Origin of the sequence: Chitinophaga rhizosphaerae (genome assembly GCF_003958645.1) — a bacterium.
In the GTDB taxonomy this organism is placed as follows: domain Bacteria; phylum Bacteroidota; class Bacteroidia; order Chitinophagales; family Chitinophagaceae; genus Chitinophaga; species Chitinophaga rhizosphaerae.
Map to the genome: position 1 here is coordinate 749275 of NZ_RXLO01000001.1, position 18689 is coordinate 767963.

Here is an 18689-nt window from a genome sequence, read left to right on the forward strand (position 1 = left end):
GATCATTCCCAGCCCGGGTTCTGCGGCGCCAGGTTCGGGTTCCGCTGAATTTGTAACAGGGGAACGGGGAAGCGGTAATGCTTCGGCGCCACGAATTGGCGGCCGCTCATCACAATGATGTACCCTTCGGCGTCGGTCTTGAAATTAGCGACGTGGGAAGGCACCAGCGCGAGGGATTTCTTCATCCCCTTCACGTCTGCCGCCAGCTTGTCCCCTTCTTTCCACCGCACCATATCGTACCAGCGGCCACCTTCGCGCGCCAGTTCTATGCGGCGCTCGCGGCGGATCTCCGTGCGCAGGTCCAGCCCGTTGGCCGCCAGGAACGACAGCGTCATGGGCATCATGCCCACCCTTTCGCGGAGCTTGTTGATGGAAATATCGATATCGCCCTGGGTGAGCTTGCCCAGCTCGAAGCGTGCCTCCGCCCAGGTGAGCAGCACTTCGGCATACCGCAACACGTGAATATCGTTGGCATCGCGGGTAACGAGAGCCACTGCGGGGATTTCCACGTATTTGGTGTAATAATACCCGGTGATCGTCACACAACCCTGTTTGTCGGCCAGGAACTTCGGCGCGGTGAAGGTGGTGATATCGGTATTCTGCGGATTGCCATCGCGCTTGCCGCCCCATTTGGAGCCCGGCGCCAGGATGGTCATCTTCATGCGGGGATCGCGGTTTTCGAAGATATCGGCATAGGTATCTTCCCTGTAGGTGGGCGATTGCGTGATGGGAAGCCCGTCTGCACAGAGATATGCATCTACCAGCGACTTCGTCGGGTTGTAGCGGCTCGACTGGTCGGGCACCTGCGTTTCGCGGCTGATGTTGTGCATGCTCACGTCCAGCAGGTTAATGCGGGCGATGATCGTTTCCTTGTTGGCGCCGTTGGCGAGTTTTCCTTTCCAGGTGAAGAAATTGTAATAATCTTCTGCCGGCCGGCCGGTGGAATAGAGCTGGTACACGTTCATGTCCATCACCCGTTTGGCGGCGTCTTCCGCATCGGCGAACCGGTCGTCATACAGCGCCATGCGGGCTTTGAGGGCCAGCGCGGCGCCTTTGTTCATGCGGCCGAGTTTCGGGCCGGTCATGATAGCCGATTGCATGAGGCCGGCGGCTTCTTCCAGCTCGCTGAGGATGAAATCGACGATCTCCTTTTTGGAATTCCTCGGGCCGTAGAGCTCCGTAATGTTCAAAGGCTCCGTTACCAGCGGCAGGTCGCCGAAGTACATCACCAGGTTCATGTACATGTACGCACGGATGGTTTTGGCCTCACCCACCAGTTGGTTCAGCGTAGCTTCGGGCACGCCTTTGGCACGGTGATAGTTGGCCAGGAAAGCGTTGCAGTCGCGGATGCCGGAGTATTGGGACACCCATTCGGCGTTTACCGACGACAGATCGGAATCGTAGTTGCCGCTTCCGAAAATGCGGTATGCGTCGCCCGTGGAGGAATTGATGGAGTTGTCGCCCATCTGGTCCATGGCGATGGTATTGTTATTCTTCACGTTGGCGTAGAGCGCGTTGATGGCCAGCGTCAGCTGCTCTTCGTTCTGCCAGAACGTTTCGTCGGAAATCGCGTCCTGCGGGTTTCGGTCCAGGAAATCCTTGCGGCAACCGGTGGCAGTGATAAGCAGGATGGCGGATATGCTGAGAAAAATCCTTTTCATGATCATTTGAAATTGACATTTAAACCAAATACGAACGTCTTCACCTGCGGATAATAACCGCCGAGGGTAAGGGGCGTTTCGGGATCGTATCCATAGAAGAAGTCTGTTTTCGTGAACAGGTTATCGGCGGAGCAATAGAACCGGATCTTTTCCGCGCGGATGCGGCGGGTCAGGTGGCCGGGCAGCGTATATCCCACCTGCACGTTCTTCAGGCGGAGGTACGATGCGTTTTCCAGCCAGAAGGTAGACAGCTGCTGGTTGTACGTGTAGCCGTAGGCGAGGCGTGGATAGGTAGCGTCGGTGTTCTGCGGCGTCCAGCGGTCGAGGTGGATTTCCTGCGGGTTGGAGCTTTCGTTGATGAAAGCGTGACGGGCCGCGCCGGAAATGAATCCATCCGCCTTGCCTACGCCCTGCAGGAAGAAGCTCAGGTCGATCCCCTTATAGCCCACGTTCCCTTTGAAACCATAGGTGTACCGGGGAATGGAGTTGCCGATCACTTCGCGGTCGGCCGCCGGGGTAATTTCACCGTCTCCGTTCAGATCGCGGTAGATGAGGTCGCCGGGCTGCATGGGGAAGCTCTTGTTATACGGGAACAACGGCGTGTATTTGCCGGTAACGTCGTCGTATTTGAAGTCAGACACCTGCGAAATGCGTTCGGCCACATACCCGTAATACGCGTCGATGGGGTAACCCACCATGCGGATGCGCTCTCCGGGCGTGCTGGGGGCGTTGCCGAGGCTCACCACCTTATTGCGGACGTCGGAGATATTGAAGTTGGCGCCGTACGACCAGTCGTTCACCCGGTCTTGCCAGCCGGCCATGAATTCCCATCCCTGGTTGCGCACTTTACCGGCGTTCTGTGCCGGGTACGAACCGCGCAGACCGAGCACGTCGGGCAGGGGCACTTTCAGGAGGATGTCGTTGGTATTATTGATGAAGTAATCCGCCGTAACGGTGAGCCGGTTATTCAGCATGGCCAGATCGATGCCCACGTCCTGCTTCACGACGGATTCCCAGGTGAGCAGTTCGTTGGGAACGCCCGTCTGGCGGTAGCCTACGGTCAGTACGTTGCCGATAGGCATGGTGGCAACGGAGTTGATGATGGACAGGTAAGCGAAATCGTCTCCCACCTTGTCGTTCCCCTGCGTACCGTACGACAGGCGCACTTTACCGAAATTGATGACGTGTTTCAGCCTTTCGAAGAAGGGCTCGTTGGAAAACACCCATCCGGCGGAACCGGAGAAGAACCAGTTCCAGCGCACCGGCCCGGCGAAGCGGGTGGAGCCGTCGTACCGGAAGTTCCCTTCCAGCAGGTATTTATCGTTGTACACATAGTTCAAACGGCCGAAGAGCGATTGCAGCGCGTTTTGCGCGGCGTCCGAATTATTTAGCTGGTTGAGGGTGCCGAGGTTGATGGATCCCACTTCCTGCGTAGGCAGGTTAGTGCGGGTGGCGCTGAAGTTGCGGCTCACATTTTCTTCCGCAGACGCGGCCAACATGCCTTTCAGGTAATGACCGCCGTGGAAGGTTTTCTCGTATTCGGCCATCCCGATGATCGTCTGGTACAATCCGGTATAGTCGCGGTTGTCGATCTTGTTGGGATAGTTGGATTGATAGATGAGCGAATTATCTACCGGGCTGTAATAGTTGATGGTTTTGGAGAAGATCTCGCGGAAGGAGTTGTACTTCACGAGGCCGTACTGCGCACGCAGCCGGAACTCCTTCGTAATGTTCAGCGTACCCTGCAAGTTGGCGGTGATCTCCTGCGACGCGAATCTATTGGTTCCTCCGTCTGTCGTAATGGCGATCGGGTTCTGCGAACCGCCGTGGTATCCCCAGCTGCCGTTGGTGAAACGTACGGGAATGAGCGGGGAAATCTGGTGGGCGGAATAAAGCGGGCCCGCGTTGAAGTCCACACCCGCGCTGGAACCGCTGTTCAGCCGGTCTACGTAACCGATGTTGGCATCCAGCTGGAGGATGTCGAATACGGTCGTGTTCACGCGCAGGCGCACGTTGTGGCGCTTGGCGGAGAAGTTGTCGCCCGTTACGAGGCCGCCCTGTTTCAAATACGAATAGGACAGATAATAACTGGTATTATTGGCGCCGCCGGAAAGGTTGAGCATGTGGCTCTGCTGCGGGGCGCTGGATTTGTAGATTTCGTCGATCCAGTTGGTATTGGCGAAATAGTTGGGATCGGAGCCGTTGCGGGCGGTTTCGATCTGCGCGTCGGTAAACGTGGGATTCTGCCCTGCGTTCACTTTGGCTTCGTTCTGCAAGGTCATGTAATCCACGGAACCGAGGAATTTCGGCAATGCGGTCGGCGTCTGGAGACCGAAATAATTGGCATACGTGAGCGAAGGTTTGGCGTTGCCTTTTCCTTTTTTGGTAGTCACGAGGATGACGCCGTTGGCGCCGCGCACCCCGTAAATGGAGGAAGAGGCCGCGTCTTTGAGCACGGTGACCGTTTCGATATCGTCTGGGTTGAGGATGTTCAGGTTGCCGCCGGGGATACCGTCTACCACCACGAGCGGATCGGGATCGTTGAGCGTCCCGATGCCGCGGATGCGGATTTTGGTAGTGTTATCGCCTCCGCCGGGAAGCGCGGATGCGCTCTGGAAGGTAACGCCGGGCATGGTGCCCTGCAGCGCCGCCGTGGGCGAAGTAACCGGGCGGCCGGCGAAATCTTCGCTGGTAACGGTGCTCACCGCGCCGGTGAGGTTCGCTTTCTTCTGGGTGCCGTAGCCTACTACCACTACTGCGTCGAGCGCGGTGGTGGAGGGTTTGATGGACAAGGAGAAGGAGCTGCGCCCGTCGGCCGTGAATGCCACGTCTTCATACCCCATCATTTTCACCACCAGCTTATCCCCTTCCGAAGCGGCGATGCGGAATTCGCCTTTTTCGTTGGTGATGACGGATTGATTGGTGGTCTGGTTCCAGACACGGGCGCCGGGAACGGGAGCGCCTTTTTCGTCGGTCACCTTTCCACCGATATCGGCCTTCTCGACCGATTTGCGCTGCACCACGATGGTGTTCTGGTTAATGGTGTAAGTCAGCGGCTGGCCTTCGAAACACTTGGCCAGTACCGTTTCGATGTCGGCATTGCGGACGTGTACCGAAACGGGCAATGCATCTTCGAGCATTTCGGTGTTAAAAAGGAAATTGTAACCTGCCTGCGCCTTGATCTGGCGGAAGATTTCGCGGAGCGTGGTCCTGTCTTCCGACAGCGTGATCTTCTGCGCATAGGCGGCCGCGGCGGCCTGCAGGGACAGGAACAGCACCAGGGCCGCCGTGATACGGATCACCCTGCGGGCCTTTCCGGGCAATAGCTGTCGCTTCCCCGGGGTGGAGACGTGAGATTTCATACGTTTACAGATTGTTCTTAGTAGTTAAAGCTGGTTGACGCGTGTATATTGAATTTTGCTAGTTCATGACTTGAATGGTGTTGCCTTCCACGCGGAACTGCACGGTGCCGGTGAGGGAAAGCATATGCAGCACATCCTGCACGTTTTTGAAACGGGAAATGGAGCCGGCGAATGAAATCGTGGTGCCCGGATCGCGGAAGCGCACGTCCACATCATACCAGCGGGAAATTTTCCGCATGATGGACGGCAGCGGCTCGTCGTTGAAAACGAACATCCCGTTCTTCCAGGCCATGGCCTGTTCCAGGTCTGCGCTGCGCACCTGGATCCGCTGCCCTTCCGTGAACCGGCCCTGCTGCCCTGGCTTCAGCACCACGGCGGCTCCGCCGCCGCTGAGGCGCACCTTGCCTTCGAGCAGGGTAGTCTGGATAGCGGGCTCGTCGGCATACGCCATTACGTTGAAATGTGTCCCGAGCACGTCCACCTCCAGGCCGCGGGCTTTGACGCGGAAAGGCTGGCGCTCGTTGCGGGCCACTTCGAAATAGGCTTCACCGTCCAGCTCCACGGTCCGTTCCGGACCATCGAAAACAGCCGGGAATCGCAGCCGGGAAGCCGCATTGAGCCAGATGCGGGTACCGTCCGGGAGAGTAAGGTCGTATTGCCCGCCGCGCGGAATGGCGATGGTATGGAAAACAGGCTCCGCCGGCACTTCGCCATCGCCGGAATAGATGATTTGTCCATCGGCGGTTTTCTGCACGAGGGCGCCGCCTTGCCGGGCGATCTGGCCGGAACCGGCATCTCCCAGGGCAATTTCGCTGCCGTCGCCCAGGATGAGCACGGCTTTATTGGAACCGGGAACGATATGCTGCTGGACAGAATCCACCGCAACGGTTTTATCTGCGAGCGGTGCATTTCGTTGATGAGGCCGAAGGAGGAAGAAAGCGGCCCCTGCGGCAAGGAGCACCGCGGCAGCGGCGGCGAGCTTTTTCCAGGGGAATAGGCGTTTGACCTTTTCTTCGCGGGAAATGGAATCCTGCAGGCGGGCGTAGACAGACTCCTGCTGGAGCGCATCGTCCCACTGGCCGTCCACCCATTCAAAGTCATCCTTATACGACCGCAGGAGTTCCTGCTCCCGGGGGGTACATTCTCCCCGGAGCGACTTTTCGTACAGTGCGATGAATTCGTTTTTCGATAACATAGATGGCCTGCTTTCCTATATAGAGCCGTTTATCCATCCGCACACACATACTTTTTGAAAAAATTGTATTTTGCCGTCATCGGGAATCATTGCCGCGGGAAGACTGCTCATCCATCACCCTCATTCATAATTATTTAACGCGGGCTTTTTTAATTATTCGACCAACTTTGGGGCATGAACACGATCGATGCGAATGCGGCGGATGCCGTTTTGTGGCTGGGAGTAAGGCAACACGACAGGAGGGCGTACAGGATACTGTTCGACCGCTACGGCGGCGCGCTTTACCGTTCGGCCTTCCGCCTGCTGCAAGACCGGGAAGCGAGCGAGACCGTAGCGCACGACATTTTCCTCAATCTCTGGCTGAAGCGGGAAACCCTCCAGATCCGGGACTTCCGTTCCTATATCATGACCGCCACCCGGTATCATGTCTATAAAGCCCTCCGCGCCAGGGCCGCATCACCGGAAACAACTGTAGAAACAGATATTATGGAAGGAATTTCCGGCAGTATCGTGAACGGCGCCGAAGAAAAATTGGCGGAATTGCGGGTGAGGGAACTCATCGGGCGGCATATGAACGATCTTCCCAAACGTTGCCGCGAAATATTTTTACTGAGCCGGGAACAACATCTTACCAACCAGGAAATCGCGGAAAGACTGAACATTTCCCGCCGCAGCGTGGAAAACCAGATCACTTTCGCCCTGCGCCATCTGCGCATGCATATGAAGGGATACAGCCTCCTCGTGGCCGTGCTCCTCGATGTCTGATCTTCACATTCCCCTATCTACGTAAAAGATACAAACCGAAATGCTGCACGTCTTTTTGCCGCGTGCGCGCATTTACCTGCTTGATGCTAAGCTTGCTGACATGGATATGCCCGAAAGTCTGCACGGGGCTCAGGCCCGATCCCGCCATGGCGTTTACGTCGGCGAACAGCAGTAAGGGGCCGCCCGTCAAATGCGACGTATCGCCCAGCTGATGGATCGTTTGAAGGGGCGAACGGAGATAAAAATCCAGCGCATGGTTGTATTCGCCGGTTTGCAACTGCACGACCTTCGCGGCGGGGAATTGCCGGTTAGCCACGAAAGCCGCTTCGCTGCCGGATTGGTATTTCAATAAAGCCGGATAGAAAACGAGGTTGAGATAAAAATTCACCAGCACGGCCGCCACCATCGTCCGCACGAGCAAATACTGCACGGATTCGCTTTTCTTCAGCAACGGCCGCAGGCGCGCCATGACCACAATCCCTCCTATCACCAGCACCAGCAACGCCGGCGTTTGTCCGGGCCGGAACAGCAGGTGGATGGCGATTGCCGCCACGGGCAGCAGGATCGTGAAAACGGTCTGCGTGATGCGGATGAACTTCCTCCCACCTTCCGTCCGGCCGTTCAGCACATACTGCGCCGTCAAAATGGCGAAAAACGGGAAGAGGATATTGAGATAATGCGGCAGCTGGAATTTCGATAGCGAAAACACGATAAAGCAAGGCAACGCGCCTGCCACCGTTAGCCATTCCGTTTGAGAAACGCGCGTCCATCCCTTCCTGATTTTATTCACCACCGCCGCATACAGCAGTACCGACCAGGGTAAAAACGCCCATAAGACCGTGTGCAGGTAAAAAGCAGGATCGCCCTTTCCCTTGATGGGCCCGGTATTGAGGAAGCGCCCGAACTGGCTGTCCCAAAAGAAAAACCGGATGCCCGAGACGCCCGTTCTGCCGAAAACCGTTTTTTCCGGGTGCGCGTCGAACTGGACGTAGAGGCAATACAATTCGGGAAGTATGAAGAGGAACGTGAGTGCTGCGGCGATCATCCAGCGGAAATGAAAAAGTGCCCGCCAGTCCTTTTTGATGATCAATTCCCCGCCGATCGCCCCTGCGATGGGAATGAGCGCGAACGGCCCTTTGGTCATGACCGCTACGGCAGCGAACAACGCGCCCGCTGCCAGGTGCCCGAATCCCTTCCCCGACCGTGCCCTGTAAAAATGGAACACACTGGCGATAATGGCGCCCGTGAGGTATGGTTCCGCACGCACATCGGTGTTGGAAATGACGGTATGCCCGGCCGTCAGTAATATCGCCGTGGCCCACCACGCTACCTCACCGTTGTACAGCGATTTCGCCAGGCGGTACGTATAAATCGCGCCCATCATGAGAAACAGGACGGCCGGCAATTTATAGGCCCAGGTCGCATACCCGAAAAGTTGAAAGGAAAACGCGGCCATCCAGAACGGGAAGTGCGGCTTGTCGAGCCAATCCCTCCCTTCCGCGAACAAACGGATGTAATCGTTGTGTTGCGCCATGGTTTTGGCGATGGACGCGTACAGCGCCCCGTCCGGCCCCATGACTGTCACGAACATCCCGCTGAAATTGACGAGCACGGCCAACGCCATCAGCAGCCTGAAATCCATACCGTTCGCCCCTGAAATTTCCTGTAAACCGGTACGTTTCGCGCGAACGGGAAACGTGCTGCCAGTGAAACTATAATCCATATTCCGGTTGCATTTGGTAATGGACGCGGCGCGATTCGCGCACGAACCAGCGGTCGAAGAAATAGGCGCACGCCGCGCCTACGGCAGCTCCGTATACGGCGCCGGCGATGATATCGAACGGGAAATGTTTGCCAACATATATCTGGGCGTAGCCAACCGCGAAGGCCCACAACCACAGGAGGTTCCAGCGCTTTCCTTCCAAACGGCACACCGCCATGAACCAGAAAGTGGCCAGGCCGAAGTGGTTGGATGCGTGCGACGATGGAAGGGAAAATTGTCCGCCACAATCGATCAATCCCCGGATCTTCCCCTGCAAATCCGGGTCAAAACACGGCCTGATCCGCGCGAACAAAGGTTTCAGGATGCTGGCGCTGCCGTAATCGGTAATCGCGAAGCAGACAATGGTCATGAGGATGAATTGTGCGGCGTATTTCCGCTGGTGGCGCAGGACCCAGTACAGTACGAATGCGTACAGCGGGATCCAGGTGAGGGCATTGCGCAGCAGCTTCATACCTCCGTCCAGCAAAGGAGACGACGCATCGGCATGAATGAATGTGAAAAGCGTTTTATCCAACGCGTCCATCAATTCCAGGATATTCATATTCGGCAGGATTGGGTGACAGTTCCTGCGTAAGGTAGGCCGCCCATATTACCGGAAAATCAAGGGAATATTATGATAGCATTATGTAGTGGCGGAGGTGCATCTTGTCGCAATTCGCCCATAGTTTGTCGCGTTTGCACAGGGTTTGCTGTCGGGAATCTGACTAGGTTTGTAGTGTTGTTATTCCTCAACGCTTAAAACCTGATATTATGCAAAAGATCACTCCCTGTTTATGGTTCAACTTCAATGCCGACGAGGCGCTGGCTTTCTATGAAACCGTGTTCCCGGATTTCAAGATGTTGAGCAAGAGTCATTATGGTGAATGGGGAGGCCCCAATGCCGGGAAGCTCCTGACGGCGGAATTCGAGCTGTTCGGGTCCCGGTTCCAGGCACTGAATGCCGGGCCTCAATTTCCTTTCACGGAAGCGATATCCCTGAGCATCCGGTGCAAGGGGCAGGAAGAGGTGGACCGTTATTGGGATAAATTAACGGCTGACGGCGGCCAGGAAAGCATGTGCGGCTGGCTGAAAGATAAGTTCGGGCTTTCATGGCAGGTGGTGCCGGAAGAATTGACGAAACTGATGTCTGACCCCAACAAGGAACGCGCTACCCGTGCAGCCCAGGCGATGATGAAGCAGAAAAAGATCGTGATCAGGGAGATCCAGGAAGCGGTGGATGCGGTGCCGGCCTGATATGAACCGGATTACCGGCCTCGCAGCTTTTCCCAGGATGCCGTAGATGCCTGACACCAATCGGGTAATTGGACCCGCAGGAGTTTTCAGACACTGGACGGATGCAAACCGGGCTCCTGGTACTGATGCCTGTTTAACCCTCTCCGGACAGGCCTTCCCGGATGCGTTGATACATGCTTTTATCGTCTAGCGCGATCTCCAGGTCTCCCAGGATGCGGAGCAGATCGCCGGAAGACTGCTGCAACCATTTGCGGTTTTCTTCCCGGATGACTTGCAGCATAGGCCCGATGCGTTTGTACATGTTTTTGCCACCGGCGCTGAGCGAAAGCAGGCGCCGGCGGGCATCACGCGGATCGGGCGAAGCTTTCATCAGGCCGTGTTCCAGCATTTGGTCTGCCAGTTGCACAACGGCGGGATGGCTGATTTGCAGGGCATCCGAAATCTCGGTGATCCCCATTGTTTTCTTCCGGCTGAGTAGTTCCAGGATCAGGAACCACCGCGCTTCGAAATCCAGGGAAGATTCCCTGTAAATCCGGCTGACATCCTGGGACAGGCGCTCTCCCAGCCTTTTCAGGCGGGTCGCCAATGCAAGTTCTTCCAGTTCGTGGACGATATTCATGCCTTAAAAATATCCCTTTTTAGGGGTTACGACAGTATTTTCCAAAAATTCCTGTGCGGCTCCCGCGGCGGAATGTCGTACCATATGCCCGGAACCGGCAGCGCCGGCTCCGGGATGTCGTTTCATGATAACGTGATGGATGTGCACTGCGCAAATAAACATGCCGACCGGTAGCTGAATTTTGGTGAATCCATGCCTGCGGCTGCAAGCCATGCTCAATTCGCGCGACGCTTCTCTTCTTCCGCCCCACCAGTCCGCCGGCGTGGCCCGCCCTGCTGCTGGCCACCGAAGCGGTAGTTAAATGTCATCGTCAGCACCCGCGTGTCCCGGAACTGGCGAAAAGCTTCCGAATAGCCGGTCAGTTTCGTGAACGCTTTCACCCGTCCGGTCAGGAAAACGTCGCTCAGATTCAGTTTGAGCGACCCTTTCCGCTCCCAGAACTGTCGCTGGGCGCCAATACCGAGCTGCCAGTTGCTGGCGATATCCAGGAACCCGTACCAGTTGCGGCTTTGGAAATTGCCGTTCACCTCCATCGTTGTTTTAGGATCGAGGGTGATCGTATTGCTCGTGTTGAAATTGAACACCACCCGGCCTTCATTCAGCTCAGTATCAACCAGCTTCCCGCGGTAAAGCCCGTAATATGCCACCACCGTATTGCTGCTGTTCAGCCATTTGATGGAATTCACCGGCACACCTACCGTCAAATGGTAATAATCATACCGCGCGAGGTTACGGTTCGTCTGCAATACGGTGTTCGGCTCCACGTCGGGCGCCAGCACGGAGAGCACGTTGTCCTTCGTTCGGCTGTAGCCGGCTTTGGCAGTATAGATTTCGCGGAAAGCGTACACCAGCTCATAAGACGCCGTGATCTCAGGCCGAAGCGCGGGGTTCCCGGTCGAAGATGTCAGCGGGTCCAGGAAAACGCGGAAAGGATTGAGCTCGCGGTACGAAGGCCGCTCGATGCGCCGGCTCAGGGTAACGCCCACGTCGTGCCGGTCATTGAATTTGTACCCCAGGTATCCGCTGGGAAAAAGTTGTACATAGTCGCGGTCGAAGGTTTCTTCATGAATCACCTGGCGGCCATTGGCAAGGGTTTGCTCTAACCGCAGACCAAACTGGCAGCTTAACTTCTTCCTGTTTCCGGAGCCGTTGAGATAGGCCGCGTTGATGTTCTCCTTGTATATGAACCGGTTGCTCTTTCCTTCGTCCAGTTTATACCCGCCATCGCTGCGGTCGAAAAAGCGTACATCGTTATCGGTACGCACCCAGCTGCTTTTGATACCGCCTTCCAGCTTCATCCCCCATCTTTTTATGGGGTGAACGTAGTCCACTTTTACGGAGTAGATGTCGAGCCGGCCGCCCAGATCCCCGAACAGCAGAAAATCCTGCCGCGCGGGGGCATTGTCCGCATCCAGGTAGGCAGTTCGATAGTTCTGGTACTCCCAACTGGTATACCGCGCATAGTCGAGATCCGACGTTAATTCACGGCCGGCGGTATCCAACTGGCGACGGAAATTGAGATTGAAGCTGTAGTTACGGCGGTGGAGATTGTTGTTCCCCAGGGTGTTGAACCGCCCCGCGGGCGATTGGGCGGCGTCGAACGACTGCGCCTTGCTGTCCGAACGGACGATCCCGTCATTGATAACCGCGTTGGCAGCGAAGCCGAGCGTGGTACGGGAATTCGGCTGATAATCCATGCCGCCGCGGGCGTTATGTGTATTGAACCGGAATCCGAAAAAGTTATCGTAGTCGTTGCCGCCGGTTTCCGCGCCTTCTTTGGTGAAGAATTTCCGGTGGATGTTGAGATCGTTGTAATCGCGGCGATGGCCCAAATTATAGGATGCGAAATAATTGAGCGGACCTTTGCGATGGTTGATACTCAGCGAGGGATTGACCTTTGCATACACACCCTGGCCAAGGCTGAGCCCCACCGTGCCGTTGGTGCCGTTGTTCCTGCCTTTTTTAAGCCGGATATCGATGATACCCGCGTTGCCGGCAGCATCATATTTCGCGGAGGGATTGGTGATGAGATCGATCCGGTCTATCTGCGCGGCATTGAGGCTTCGCAGGTAAGTGGCGAGGTCTTGTCCGGACATGGGCACCTGTTTCCCATCGATCATTACCAGCACACCCTGGCGGCCTCTCATGGCGATGTTGTCATTTTGATCGACCGTGATACCCGGGGCTTTCTCGAGCACTTCCAGCGCATGGCTACCCGCCGCCGAGATGGAGCCGGCAACATTCAGTACGGTTTTGTCGTACTGCTGTTGTACCAAAGGTTTCCGGGCCACCACGTTCGCTTCGTGGAGCTGCCGGGCAGCGGCCTCCAGCCTGATTTCCCCGAGATCGGTCGCGGTGGAATGCACGATCTCGGCAGACAGGTACCGGTGGTAAGCCAGGTGCTGTATCGCCACCTGGTATTTGCCGGCACGGACGCCCGGAATACGGAAATTCCCCTGCTTATCGGCATATTCCATCTTCACCAGTTTCTTATCGGCAGCATTCAGCAACTGCACGATCACCTCTTCCGGCCGGAAACCTTCGCCGCCGGAAACCTTCCCGCGGATGTCTCCACCGGCCTGCGCCAGCAATCCTGCCGGCCAGGCTATCGTTAAACTTAAAATAATGCGAACCAATAGTAAAGGAAAACGCTTCATCGGGGAACAGATTTTGGGTAATGTTTCCACGAAATTCCGCCGATTCCATCACGCTTCCAACCGATTTTATGTAAGTGCTTACCATTATTTACGACCTGTCCGGTTCCGGACATTCCCGTCACCGGTCTTCACATATTTTCCGCCGCCATTTACCGCTACCTTCGGCTTCCCCCAACCCCCGTTTTGCGCTTCCGGACCCACCTTCCACCGCTCCCAGTCAGCATTTCAGCCTCCCGGCCCCAGGTCTCCCCCCATCGCCCACTGTCCCATTCTTCCCGGAAAGCACCTCATCCCCGACCGGAACTGCGTTTTTCGATTTTATAGATGAACGGTATTTAATGCCTCCCGAAACTGGCCGAAACCGGCCGAAAGTAATCTGGCCATACCCCAAAAAACCAGGAAGGCGGCGATACCTGCCATTCCGGATAACGACCGCCTTCCCGGGCGAAGCGAAGCCCAAACATCAAACCCGCAAAACCTTGATCATCGCCGACAATTCTTCGTCTGCCAGCCCCATGTCCGCCGCGCGACGGAACATCCCCGCCAGGTAATCCGGGAAAGCGCTGTTGATGCCCGCATCTCTGGCCTGCTCCTGTATCCTCGCCGATGCATCTACGGAAATACTCAGCGGACTTTCTGTTTTGACAAAGCGATTCTCATGCACCAGTTGCCCTTCGTACTTGATAAATTCCCCGAAAGTGCTGAGGATCCCTGTCAGCAGTCCCGCGTACTTATCAACCGGGAATCCGGCATGTTCCATGATCCGCGCGCCATGGAAAAAGCCCATCAGCGTTCCGTAAATCCCTGAAAGCGTGGCCAGGTCTACCGACGATGCCAATCCCGCTCTTTCTCCCAGCCATTCCGGCGCGCCGGCGAAAGTTTTCAGTACCGGGAGCGCCGCTTCCCAGGCCGTTTTTTTACCGGAAATATATAAAGGCGTGTCTTCCCGTCCCATTTGTTGCGGCGCAGCCTGGATGGCGCCATCGAGGTACCCGGCGCCAAGGGCTTCCGTCCAGGCTTCCAGGCGTTCGGCTTCGGCAGGACTGCCGCTCGTCAATTGCACGAGTACTTTTCCTTTCCAGTCCGCGGTTTCGGTCCGGGCGAGGATGGCGTTTGCAGCGGCGTAATCATGCACGCACATTACGATCACGTTTCCAGAGTTCACGGCTTCTTCGGGCGTTGCGGCCACTTTCGCACCCGCTTCGGCGAGGGGAACAGACTTATCGGCACTGCGATTCCAGACCGTAACGCCGTAACCTTGTGCCAGGAGCAATTTCGCAAGTGTGGCGCCCATCATGCCGAGGCCCAGTACCGCCGCGGATTTTTCATTGTGTTGTTTCATCATTCTTTTGTTTTGCTGGAACAAAGGTGCGGCGCAACGGGAAGGCGGACAATAACGGAAAAAAGATTCGGTAGGGATAAAAAGTTCCCTATGGCGGCAAAAGTTCATTCCCGAAAAAGGCCTACCTTTCCCGAAAGGAATGATCATGTACGAACGGAAAATTTTGGAGAACCTGGATTGCGGCGTCAATGTAGCCAACAAGATCGTTGGCGGTAAATGGCGTGCCTGTATCATCGATTCGATTTCGCGGGGCATCAGCAGGCCCAGCGGAATACAGCGCGAAATTCCTGAAGCGCCGGCGCGGGTGATCCAGATGCACCTCCGCGAGCTGGAAGCCCTCCAGGTGATCCGGAAAGAAACTTCGGGCGGGTTCCCCCTGAAAACGGAATACTTCCTCACGGATTTCGGGCGCTCGGTTCTGCCGCTTATCGCCGCGATGGACGCCTGGGGCAATGCGAACAAGGCATTTGTCCAGGAAATGTCGGCGGCCATGACGGAAGAAGCGCTCAATGCGCCATCATGAAAGTCATCATCGCACCATATGACCCACTCTGGCCCGGCGCGTTTCTGGAGCAGCAGCGCCTCATCTCGGAGGCGCTCGGGCACCTGTTCCCCGTTATCGACCATATCGGCAGTACATCCGTGCCCGGGCTCGCCGCCAAACCGATGATCGATATCCTCGTGGGTGTTGCGTCAGACGAATTGCTCGATGCAACGATCGAACCGATGAACCGCCGCGGATATACCTACTTCCGGAAATACGAACCTTCCATGCCCTACCGCCGCTTCTTCGCGCTGCTGGGCATGCCGCCCGGCGAATCGGCGCCCTGGCTGGTAGATATCGGCGATCCTTTCGTGACCGGCGGCCCCATCCCGTCGCTCGTCAACATCCACATCATGGTCAAAAACACCTGGCATTGGAAAAGGCACCTGGCGATGCGGGACTTCCTGCGGTCGCACCCCGATGTAGCCGATGCCTATGCCGCACTCAAGATCGGGCTCTCCGCCCGGGAGTTCGGCGACACCAACGAATACAACGCCGCGAAAGATGCCTTCATGAAATCCGTTGAGCAGCGCGCCCTCGCCTGGTGGAAAGGCTGATTCCCCGCTTTGTTGTTCCCTTCCCGGCAATTGTGTAAATTAGATGGTAAACCATGCCATATGCCGCAACCCAATCTTCCCTTATCAGACGCCGATATCCGGCATTTCATCACGGAAGGCTACGTTCGCCTCAACCAGGCATTCCCGCGTGAACTGGCGCTGGAAGTGCAGGATATTTTATGGAAGGAAATGAACCTCCGCCCGGATGCGCCCGCGCAATGGAAAGCGCCTGTGGTCTGGCTGGGCGAGTTTTCGCAGGAACCTTTCGTTCAGGCCGCCAACACGCCCGTGCTGCATGCCGCGTTCGACCAGCTCATCGGCCCCGGCCGCTGGGTGCCCCGCCAAAGCATTGGCACCTTTCCCGTTCGATTTCCGGGCAATGAGGACGCGGGCGACGATGGCTGGCATGTGGACGTGAGCTTCCCCGGCCGCGAAGCCGCCAGCGATCCGGGAAATTTCTTCAAGTGGAAATCCAACCTCCACTCCAAAAACCGCGCATTACTGATGCTGTTCCTCTTCTCCGACATCGGTGAAAACGACGCTCCCACCCGCATCCGCGCAGGTTCCCATCTCGATGTGGCCAAACTCCTTCGTCCGCATGGCGACAAAGGACTCACGGCCCTGCAGATCGCCGAAAAACTGGGCGGTACCGGCCACCGGAAAGAAGCCCTCGCAACCGGCGAAGCCGGCACCGTATATCTTTGCCACCCGTTTCTCGTTCATGCGGCACAAAGGCACCGCGGCACACAGCCCAGGTTCCTCGCGCAACCCGGCTTGTTTCCCAAACAACCGTTTTCGCTGTTCAACAAAGCAGGAACTTACAACGCCGTAGAATCCGCCATCAGACTGGGCATCGGGCTGGATAAAGAATAGCGGTTAAAAAATATTTTTATGGAACGGACGCGTGATTGCATCATCCTGAAGCTACCAAATCCGGATCTATCACGAAAACGGATACACGCTGGCAGACACGATCCTGGCCGGAAATGAAAAAACCTTTGTCTACAATGGTGATGCCTGTTATGCCATCTGTTATATCGGTGCTGATGAGTTGTCAATCCTCCGGAATCCAGCTCGTGCAGAAACTGCCGTTGCTATTCATTTTCAGGAATTCTTTCGGCGGCGCGCCGGTGTAATGTTTGAAATCCTTGATGAGGTGGCTCTGGTCGTGGTAACCGAACCGCTCGATGAGGAAAAACCAGTCCGGTTTCTGCGAAGGGTGCTCCAGCAACCAGTTCACGACGGCTTTGAAGCGCAGGAACCGGATCAGTTCCTTGGGCGAGTACCCGCCATATTTCCGGAATCGCTGCTGAACGGCGCGCTCGGTTATATCCCATTGTTCCGCGATCACTTTTACCGGGTTGAGCGCCGGGTTCCGGATGGCGTCGAGGTTTTCGAGGAGGGGAACAGACGCCGGCTCCGAAGGCGCCACGGCTTGCAGTATCATTTTTTCCGCAGCGGCGGCACGTTCCATCGGGTCGGAATACCGGGCGAGGGACGCATGCATCGCCTCCAGCCAGGCGGCCGTTTGCGCGAAGCGGGGATCGTCTGCCGCCGACAGATCCATATCGTCGGGAGAAATGCCCAGCAGGCGATAAAAACCGTCGAGCACGAAAGGCAACACCAAAATATCGGTACCGCCGGGGCGTTCGTAAGTGAGCAGCCGGCGAAGGGGGCCCAGGATCATGATGTCGTCCATCGTTTGCTGCAGGGCCTCCGAACGGTCGAACGTATAGCGTAACGGCTCTCCAAAACTGAATATCAGCAACATCTCCAGGTTGGGTGACAAATGAAACACTTCAGCAGCGGCATTCTCCGGCGCCCTGATGGCGTAAAGCGGCTGCAGTACGTCTTTCAACCTTTCATCCCTGTCATATTTCATTCCGTATATATCCATGGCGTTCGTTTTCTTACAATTTCCGGCGGGGCGCCGGTGGTAAGTTTGCATCATCAAACCGATAACAAAAGTAAAACATTCTACCATGGCATTACATACGCTCCTCGGCGCCAACGGCACCATCGCCTCCGCCCTCCTCCCCGTGCTCCAGGCCGAAGGCCAGCAGGTCCGCCTCGTTTCGCGGAACCCGAAACCCGTTTCCGGAACGGAATCCATTGCCGCCGATGTTCTCGATTACGAACAGGTGCTCCATGCGGTGAAGGGATCGGATATCGTGTATATGCTCGTCGGCATCCAGTACAATGCTTCGATCTGGGAGCGCGACTGGCCCGTGATCATGCGCAACGTCATCAACGCCTGTAAAGCCGCCAATGCCAGGCTCATTTTCTTCGATAATGCCTACATGTACGGAAAAGTGGACGGCGATATCACCGAAACCACGCCTTACCGCCCCGTTAGCCGCAAGGGTAAAGTGCGCGCCGGCGTAGCCAGGATGCTCGAAACCGAAATGCAAACCGGCGCTTTAAAAGCCGTCATCGCCAGGGCGGTCGATTTTTACGGGCCCGGTGTTACCGACAAAAGCGCCGCCGGCGTGCTCGTGTTCGCCAACATGAAAAAGGGAAAAAAAGCGCAATGGTTCCTCAACGCCGACGTTCCCCGCTCCTACAATTATACCCCCGACGCCGCAAGGGCTTTGTATATGCTTTCCCAAAGCGGGGAAGCGTTCGGACAGATATGGCACCTGCCCAGCGTCAGCCCCGCACTCACCGGCCGGCAATTCATCCAGCTCGCCGCCAAAGAAATGGGCGCAAAAAACAGCGTGACCGTTTTGCCGAAATGGCTCCTCAAAGCCATTAGCTGGTTAAACCCCTTCATGCGCGAAATGCAGGAAATGAATTACCAGGACGCGTTCCCGTTCCGCTTCAGCTCCGCCAAATTCGAAAAGCATTTCCAATTCACACCCACCTCTTACGAAGCCGGTGTGAAAGCCACCGCCCGGTGGTACCTCGCGCAACCCTGACCCGGAGACATGAAAATCCGGCGGCAATGCCTATCTTGAGCGTTCATAAAACC

15 protein-coding genes are annotated in these 18689 nt (G+C 56.5%); 6 read left to right on the plus strand and 9 right to left on the minus strand.

Annotation, left to right across the window (positions count from 1 at the left end):
* Window positions 1-2 precede the first annotated feature (2 nt).
* From EJ361_RS02990 to EJ361_RS03000, 3 genes are read right to left on the minus strand one after another with little or no spacing between them, the layout of a single operon-like run.
* On the minus strand, window positions 3-1661 hold the full coding sequence (locus EJ361_RS02990; protein WP_205686911.1) for a RagB/SusD family nutrient uptake outer membrane protein: 1659 nt from the start codon (window positions 1659-1661) through the stop codon (window positions 3-5).
* A gap of 2 nt (window positions 1662-1663) precedes the next feature.
* The gene (locus tag EJ361_RS02995) at window positions 1664-5023 is read right to left on the minus strand and encodes a TonB-dependent receptor (RefSeq protein ID WP_126243848.1); all 3360 of its coding nucleotides are present in this window, start codon (window positions 5021-5023) and stop codon (window positions 1664-1666) included.
* A 58-nt stretch (window positions 5024-5081) separates the two neighbouring features.
* Window positions 5082-6218, minus strand: coding sequence for a FecR family protein (locus EJ361_RS03000; protein WP_126243849.1), 1137 nt, complete (start codon window positions 6216-6218; stop codon window positions 5082-5084).
* A 174-nt stretch (window positions 6219-6392) separates the two neighbouring features.
* Between EJ361_RS03000 and EJ361_RS03005 the strand changes: the two genes are divergently transcribed.
* Window positions 6393-6983, plus strand: a complete 591-nt coding sequence (locus tag EJ361_RS03005) for an RNA polymerase sigma factor (RefSeq protein WP_126243850.1) — start codon at window positions 6393-6395, stop codon at window positions 6981-6983.
* Between the two features lie 13 nt (window positions 6984-6996).
* Here EJ361_RS03005 and EJ361_RS03010 read toward each other — a convergent pair whose 3' ends face one another.
* Both EJ361_RS03010 and EJ361_RS03015 read right to left on the minus strand, forming a co-directional pair.
* Window positions 6997-8706, minus strand: a complete 1710-nt coding sequence (locus EJ361_RS03010) for an ArnT family glycosyltransferase (RefSeq protein ID WP_126243851.1) — start codon at window positions 8704-8706, stop codon at window positions 6997-6999.
* Window positions 8696-9307, minus strand: a complete 612-nt coding sequence (locus EJ361_RS03015; RefSeq protein WP_126243852.1) for a phosphatase PAP2 family protein — start codon at window positions 9305-9307, stop codon at window positions 8696-8698. The genes EJ361_RS03010 and EJ361_RS03015 overlap by 11 nt, the downstream gene beginning before the upstream one ends.
* Before the next feature lie 209 nt (window positions 9308-9516).
* On the opposite strand from EJ361_RS03015, the gene EJ361_RS03020 reads away from it, so the two are divergent.
* Entirely contained in the window at window positions 9517-9999 is a 483-nt protein-coding gene (locus EJ361_RS03020) for a VOC family protein (RefSeq protein ID WP_126243853.1), read from the plus strand.
* 133 nt (window positions 10000-10132) lie between these two features.
* Here EJ361_RS03020 and EJ361_RS03025 read toward each other — a convergent pair whose 3' ends face one another.
* From EJ361_RS03025 to EJ361_RS03035, 3 genes are all read right to left on the minus strand, one after another.
* Complete coding sequence (locus tag EJ361_RS03025; protein WP_126243854.1) at window positions 10133-10618, minus strand: MarR family winged helix-turn-helix transcriptional regulator; 486 nt, start codon at window positions 10616-10618, stop codon at window positions 10133-10135.
* 215 nt (window positions 10619-10833) lie between these two features.
* Complete coding sequence (locus EJ361_RS03030) at window positions 10834-13275, minus strand: outer membrane beta-barrel protein (RefSeq protein WP_126243855.1); 2442 nt, start codon at window positions 13273-13275, stop codon at window positions 10834-10836.
* A 463-nt stretch (window positions 13276-13738) separates the two neighbouring features.
* Window positions 13739-14872, minus strand: coding sequence for an NAD(P)-dependent oxidoreductase (locus EJ361_RS03035; protein ID WP_317126918.1), 1134 nt, complete (start codon window positions 14870-14872; stop codon window positions 13739-13741).
* On the opposite strand from EJ361_RS03035, the gene EJ361_RS03040 reads away from it, so the two are divergent.
* The 3 genes from EJ361_RS03040 to EJ361_RS03050 are packed head-to-tail and all read left to right on the plus strand — an operon-like array spanning window position 14763 to window position 16591.
* Window positions 14763-15140: a winged helix-turn-helix transcriptional regulator gene (locus EJ361_RS03040; RefSeq protein WP_126243857.1), complete on the plus strand. Its 378-nt coding sequence runs from the start codon at window positions 14763-14765 to the stop codon at window positions 15138-15140. The two genes, EJ361_RS03035 and EJ361_RS03040, sit on opposite strands and share 110 nt — an antisense overlap.
* Window positions 15137-15718 carry a GrpB family protein gene (locus EJ361_RS03045; RefSeq protein ID WP_126243858.1) on the plus strand — a complete coding sequence of 194 codons (582 nt, stop codon included), beginning with the start codon at window positions 15137-15139 and terminating at the stop codon, window positions 15716-15718. The genes EJ361_RS03040 and EJ361_RS03045 overlap by 4 nt, the downstream gene beginning before the upstream one ends.
* 60 nt (window positions 15719-15778) lie before the next feature.
* Entirely contained in the window at window positions 15779-16591 is an 813-nt protein-coding gene (locus tag EJ361_RS03050; protein WP_126243859.1) for a phytanoyl-CoA dioxygenase family protein, read from the plus strand.
* A 181-nt stretch (window positions 16592-16772) separates the two neighbouring features.
* Here EJ361_RS03050 and EJ361_RS03055 read toward each other — a convergent pair whose 3' ends face one another.
* Window positions 16773-17615: an AraC family transcriptional regulator gene (locus EJ361_RS03055; protein WP_164714059.1), complete on the minus strand. Its 843-nt coding sequence runs from the start codon at window positions 17613-17615 to the stop codon at window positions 16773-16775.
* 85 nt (window positions 17616-17700) lie between these two features.
* Here EJ361_RS03055 and EJ361_RS03060 point away from each other — a divergent pair, with 85 nt between their 5' ends.
* Window positions 17701-18636, plus strand: coding sequence for an NAD-dependent epimerase/dehydratase family protein (locus EJ361_RS03060; RefSeq protein ID WP_126243861.1), 936 nt, complete (start codon window positions 17701-17703; stop codon window positions 18634-18636).
* The last annotated feature ends 53 nt before the right edge of the window (window positions 18637-18689 follow it).

What these genes read in the sequence shown, in the direction of transcription:
- EJ361_RS03035 (WP_317126918.1), bottom strand. Translation starts at nt 14,872, where the DNA reads ATGCCCCGCGAAATCGAATCGATGATACAGGCACGCCATTTACCGCCA.
- EJ361_RS03045 (WP_126243858.1), top strand. Translation starts at nt 15,137, where the DNA reads ATGAAAGTCATCATCGCACCATATGACCCACTCTGGCCCGGCGCGTTT.
- EJ361_RS03020 (WP_126243853.1), top strand. Translation starts at nt 9,517, where the DNA reads ATGCAAAAGATCACTCCCTGTTTATGGTTCAACTTCAATGCCGACGAG.
- EJ361_RS02990 (WP_205686911.1), bottom strand. Translation starts at nt 1,661, where the DNA reads ATGAAAAGGATTTTTCTCAGCATATCCGCCATCCTGCTTATCACTGCC.
- EJ361_RS03040 (WP_126243857.1), top strand. Translation starts at nt 14,763, where the DNA reads ATGTACGAACGGAAAATTTTGGAGAACCTGGATTGCGGCGTCAATGTA.
- EJ361_RS03030 (WP_126243855.1), bottom strand. Translation starts at nt 13,275, where the DNA reads ATGAAGCGTTTTCCTTTACTATTGGTTCGCATTATTTTAAGTTTAACG.
- EJ361_RS03005 (WP_126243850.1), top strand. Translation starts at nt 6,393, where the DNA reads ATGAACACGATCGATGCGAATGCGGCGGATGCCGTTTTGTGGCTGGGA.
- EJ361_RS03050 (WP_126243859.1), top strand. Translation starts at nt 15,779, where the DNA reads ATGCCGCAACCCAATCTTCCCTTATCAGACGCCGATATCCGGCATTTC.
- EJ361_RS03055 (WP_164714059.1), bottom strand. Translation starts at nt 17,615, where the DNA reads ATGGATATATACGGAATGAAATATGACAGGGATGAAAGGTTGAAAGAC.
- EJ361_RS03010 (WP_126243851.1), bottom strand. Translation starts at nt 8,706, where the DNA reads ATGGATTATAGTTTCACTGGCAGCACGTTTCCCGTTCGCGCGAAACGT.
- EJ361_RS02995 (WP_126243848.1), bottom strand. Translation starts at nt 5,023, where the DNA reads ATGAAATCTCACGTCTCCACCCCGGGGAAGCGACAGCTATTGCCCGGA.
- EJ361_RS03060 (WP_126243861.1), top strand. Translation starts at nt 17,701, where the DNA reads ATGGCATTACATACGCTCCTCGGCGCCAACGGCACCATCGCCTCCGCC.
- EJ361_RS03000 (WP_126243849.1), bottom strand. Translation starts at nt 6,218, where the DNA reads ATGTTATCGAAAAACGAATTCATCGCACTGTACGAAAAGTCGCTCCGG.
- EJ361_RS03025 (WP_126243854.1), bottom strand. Translation starts at nt 10,618, where the DNA reads ATGAATATCGTCCACGAACTGGAAGAACTTGCATTGGCGACCCGCCTG.
- EJ361_RS03015 (WP_126243852.1), bottom strand. Translation starts at nt 9,307, where the DNA reads ATGAATATCCTGGAATTGATGGACGCGTTGGATAAAACGCTTTTCACA.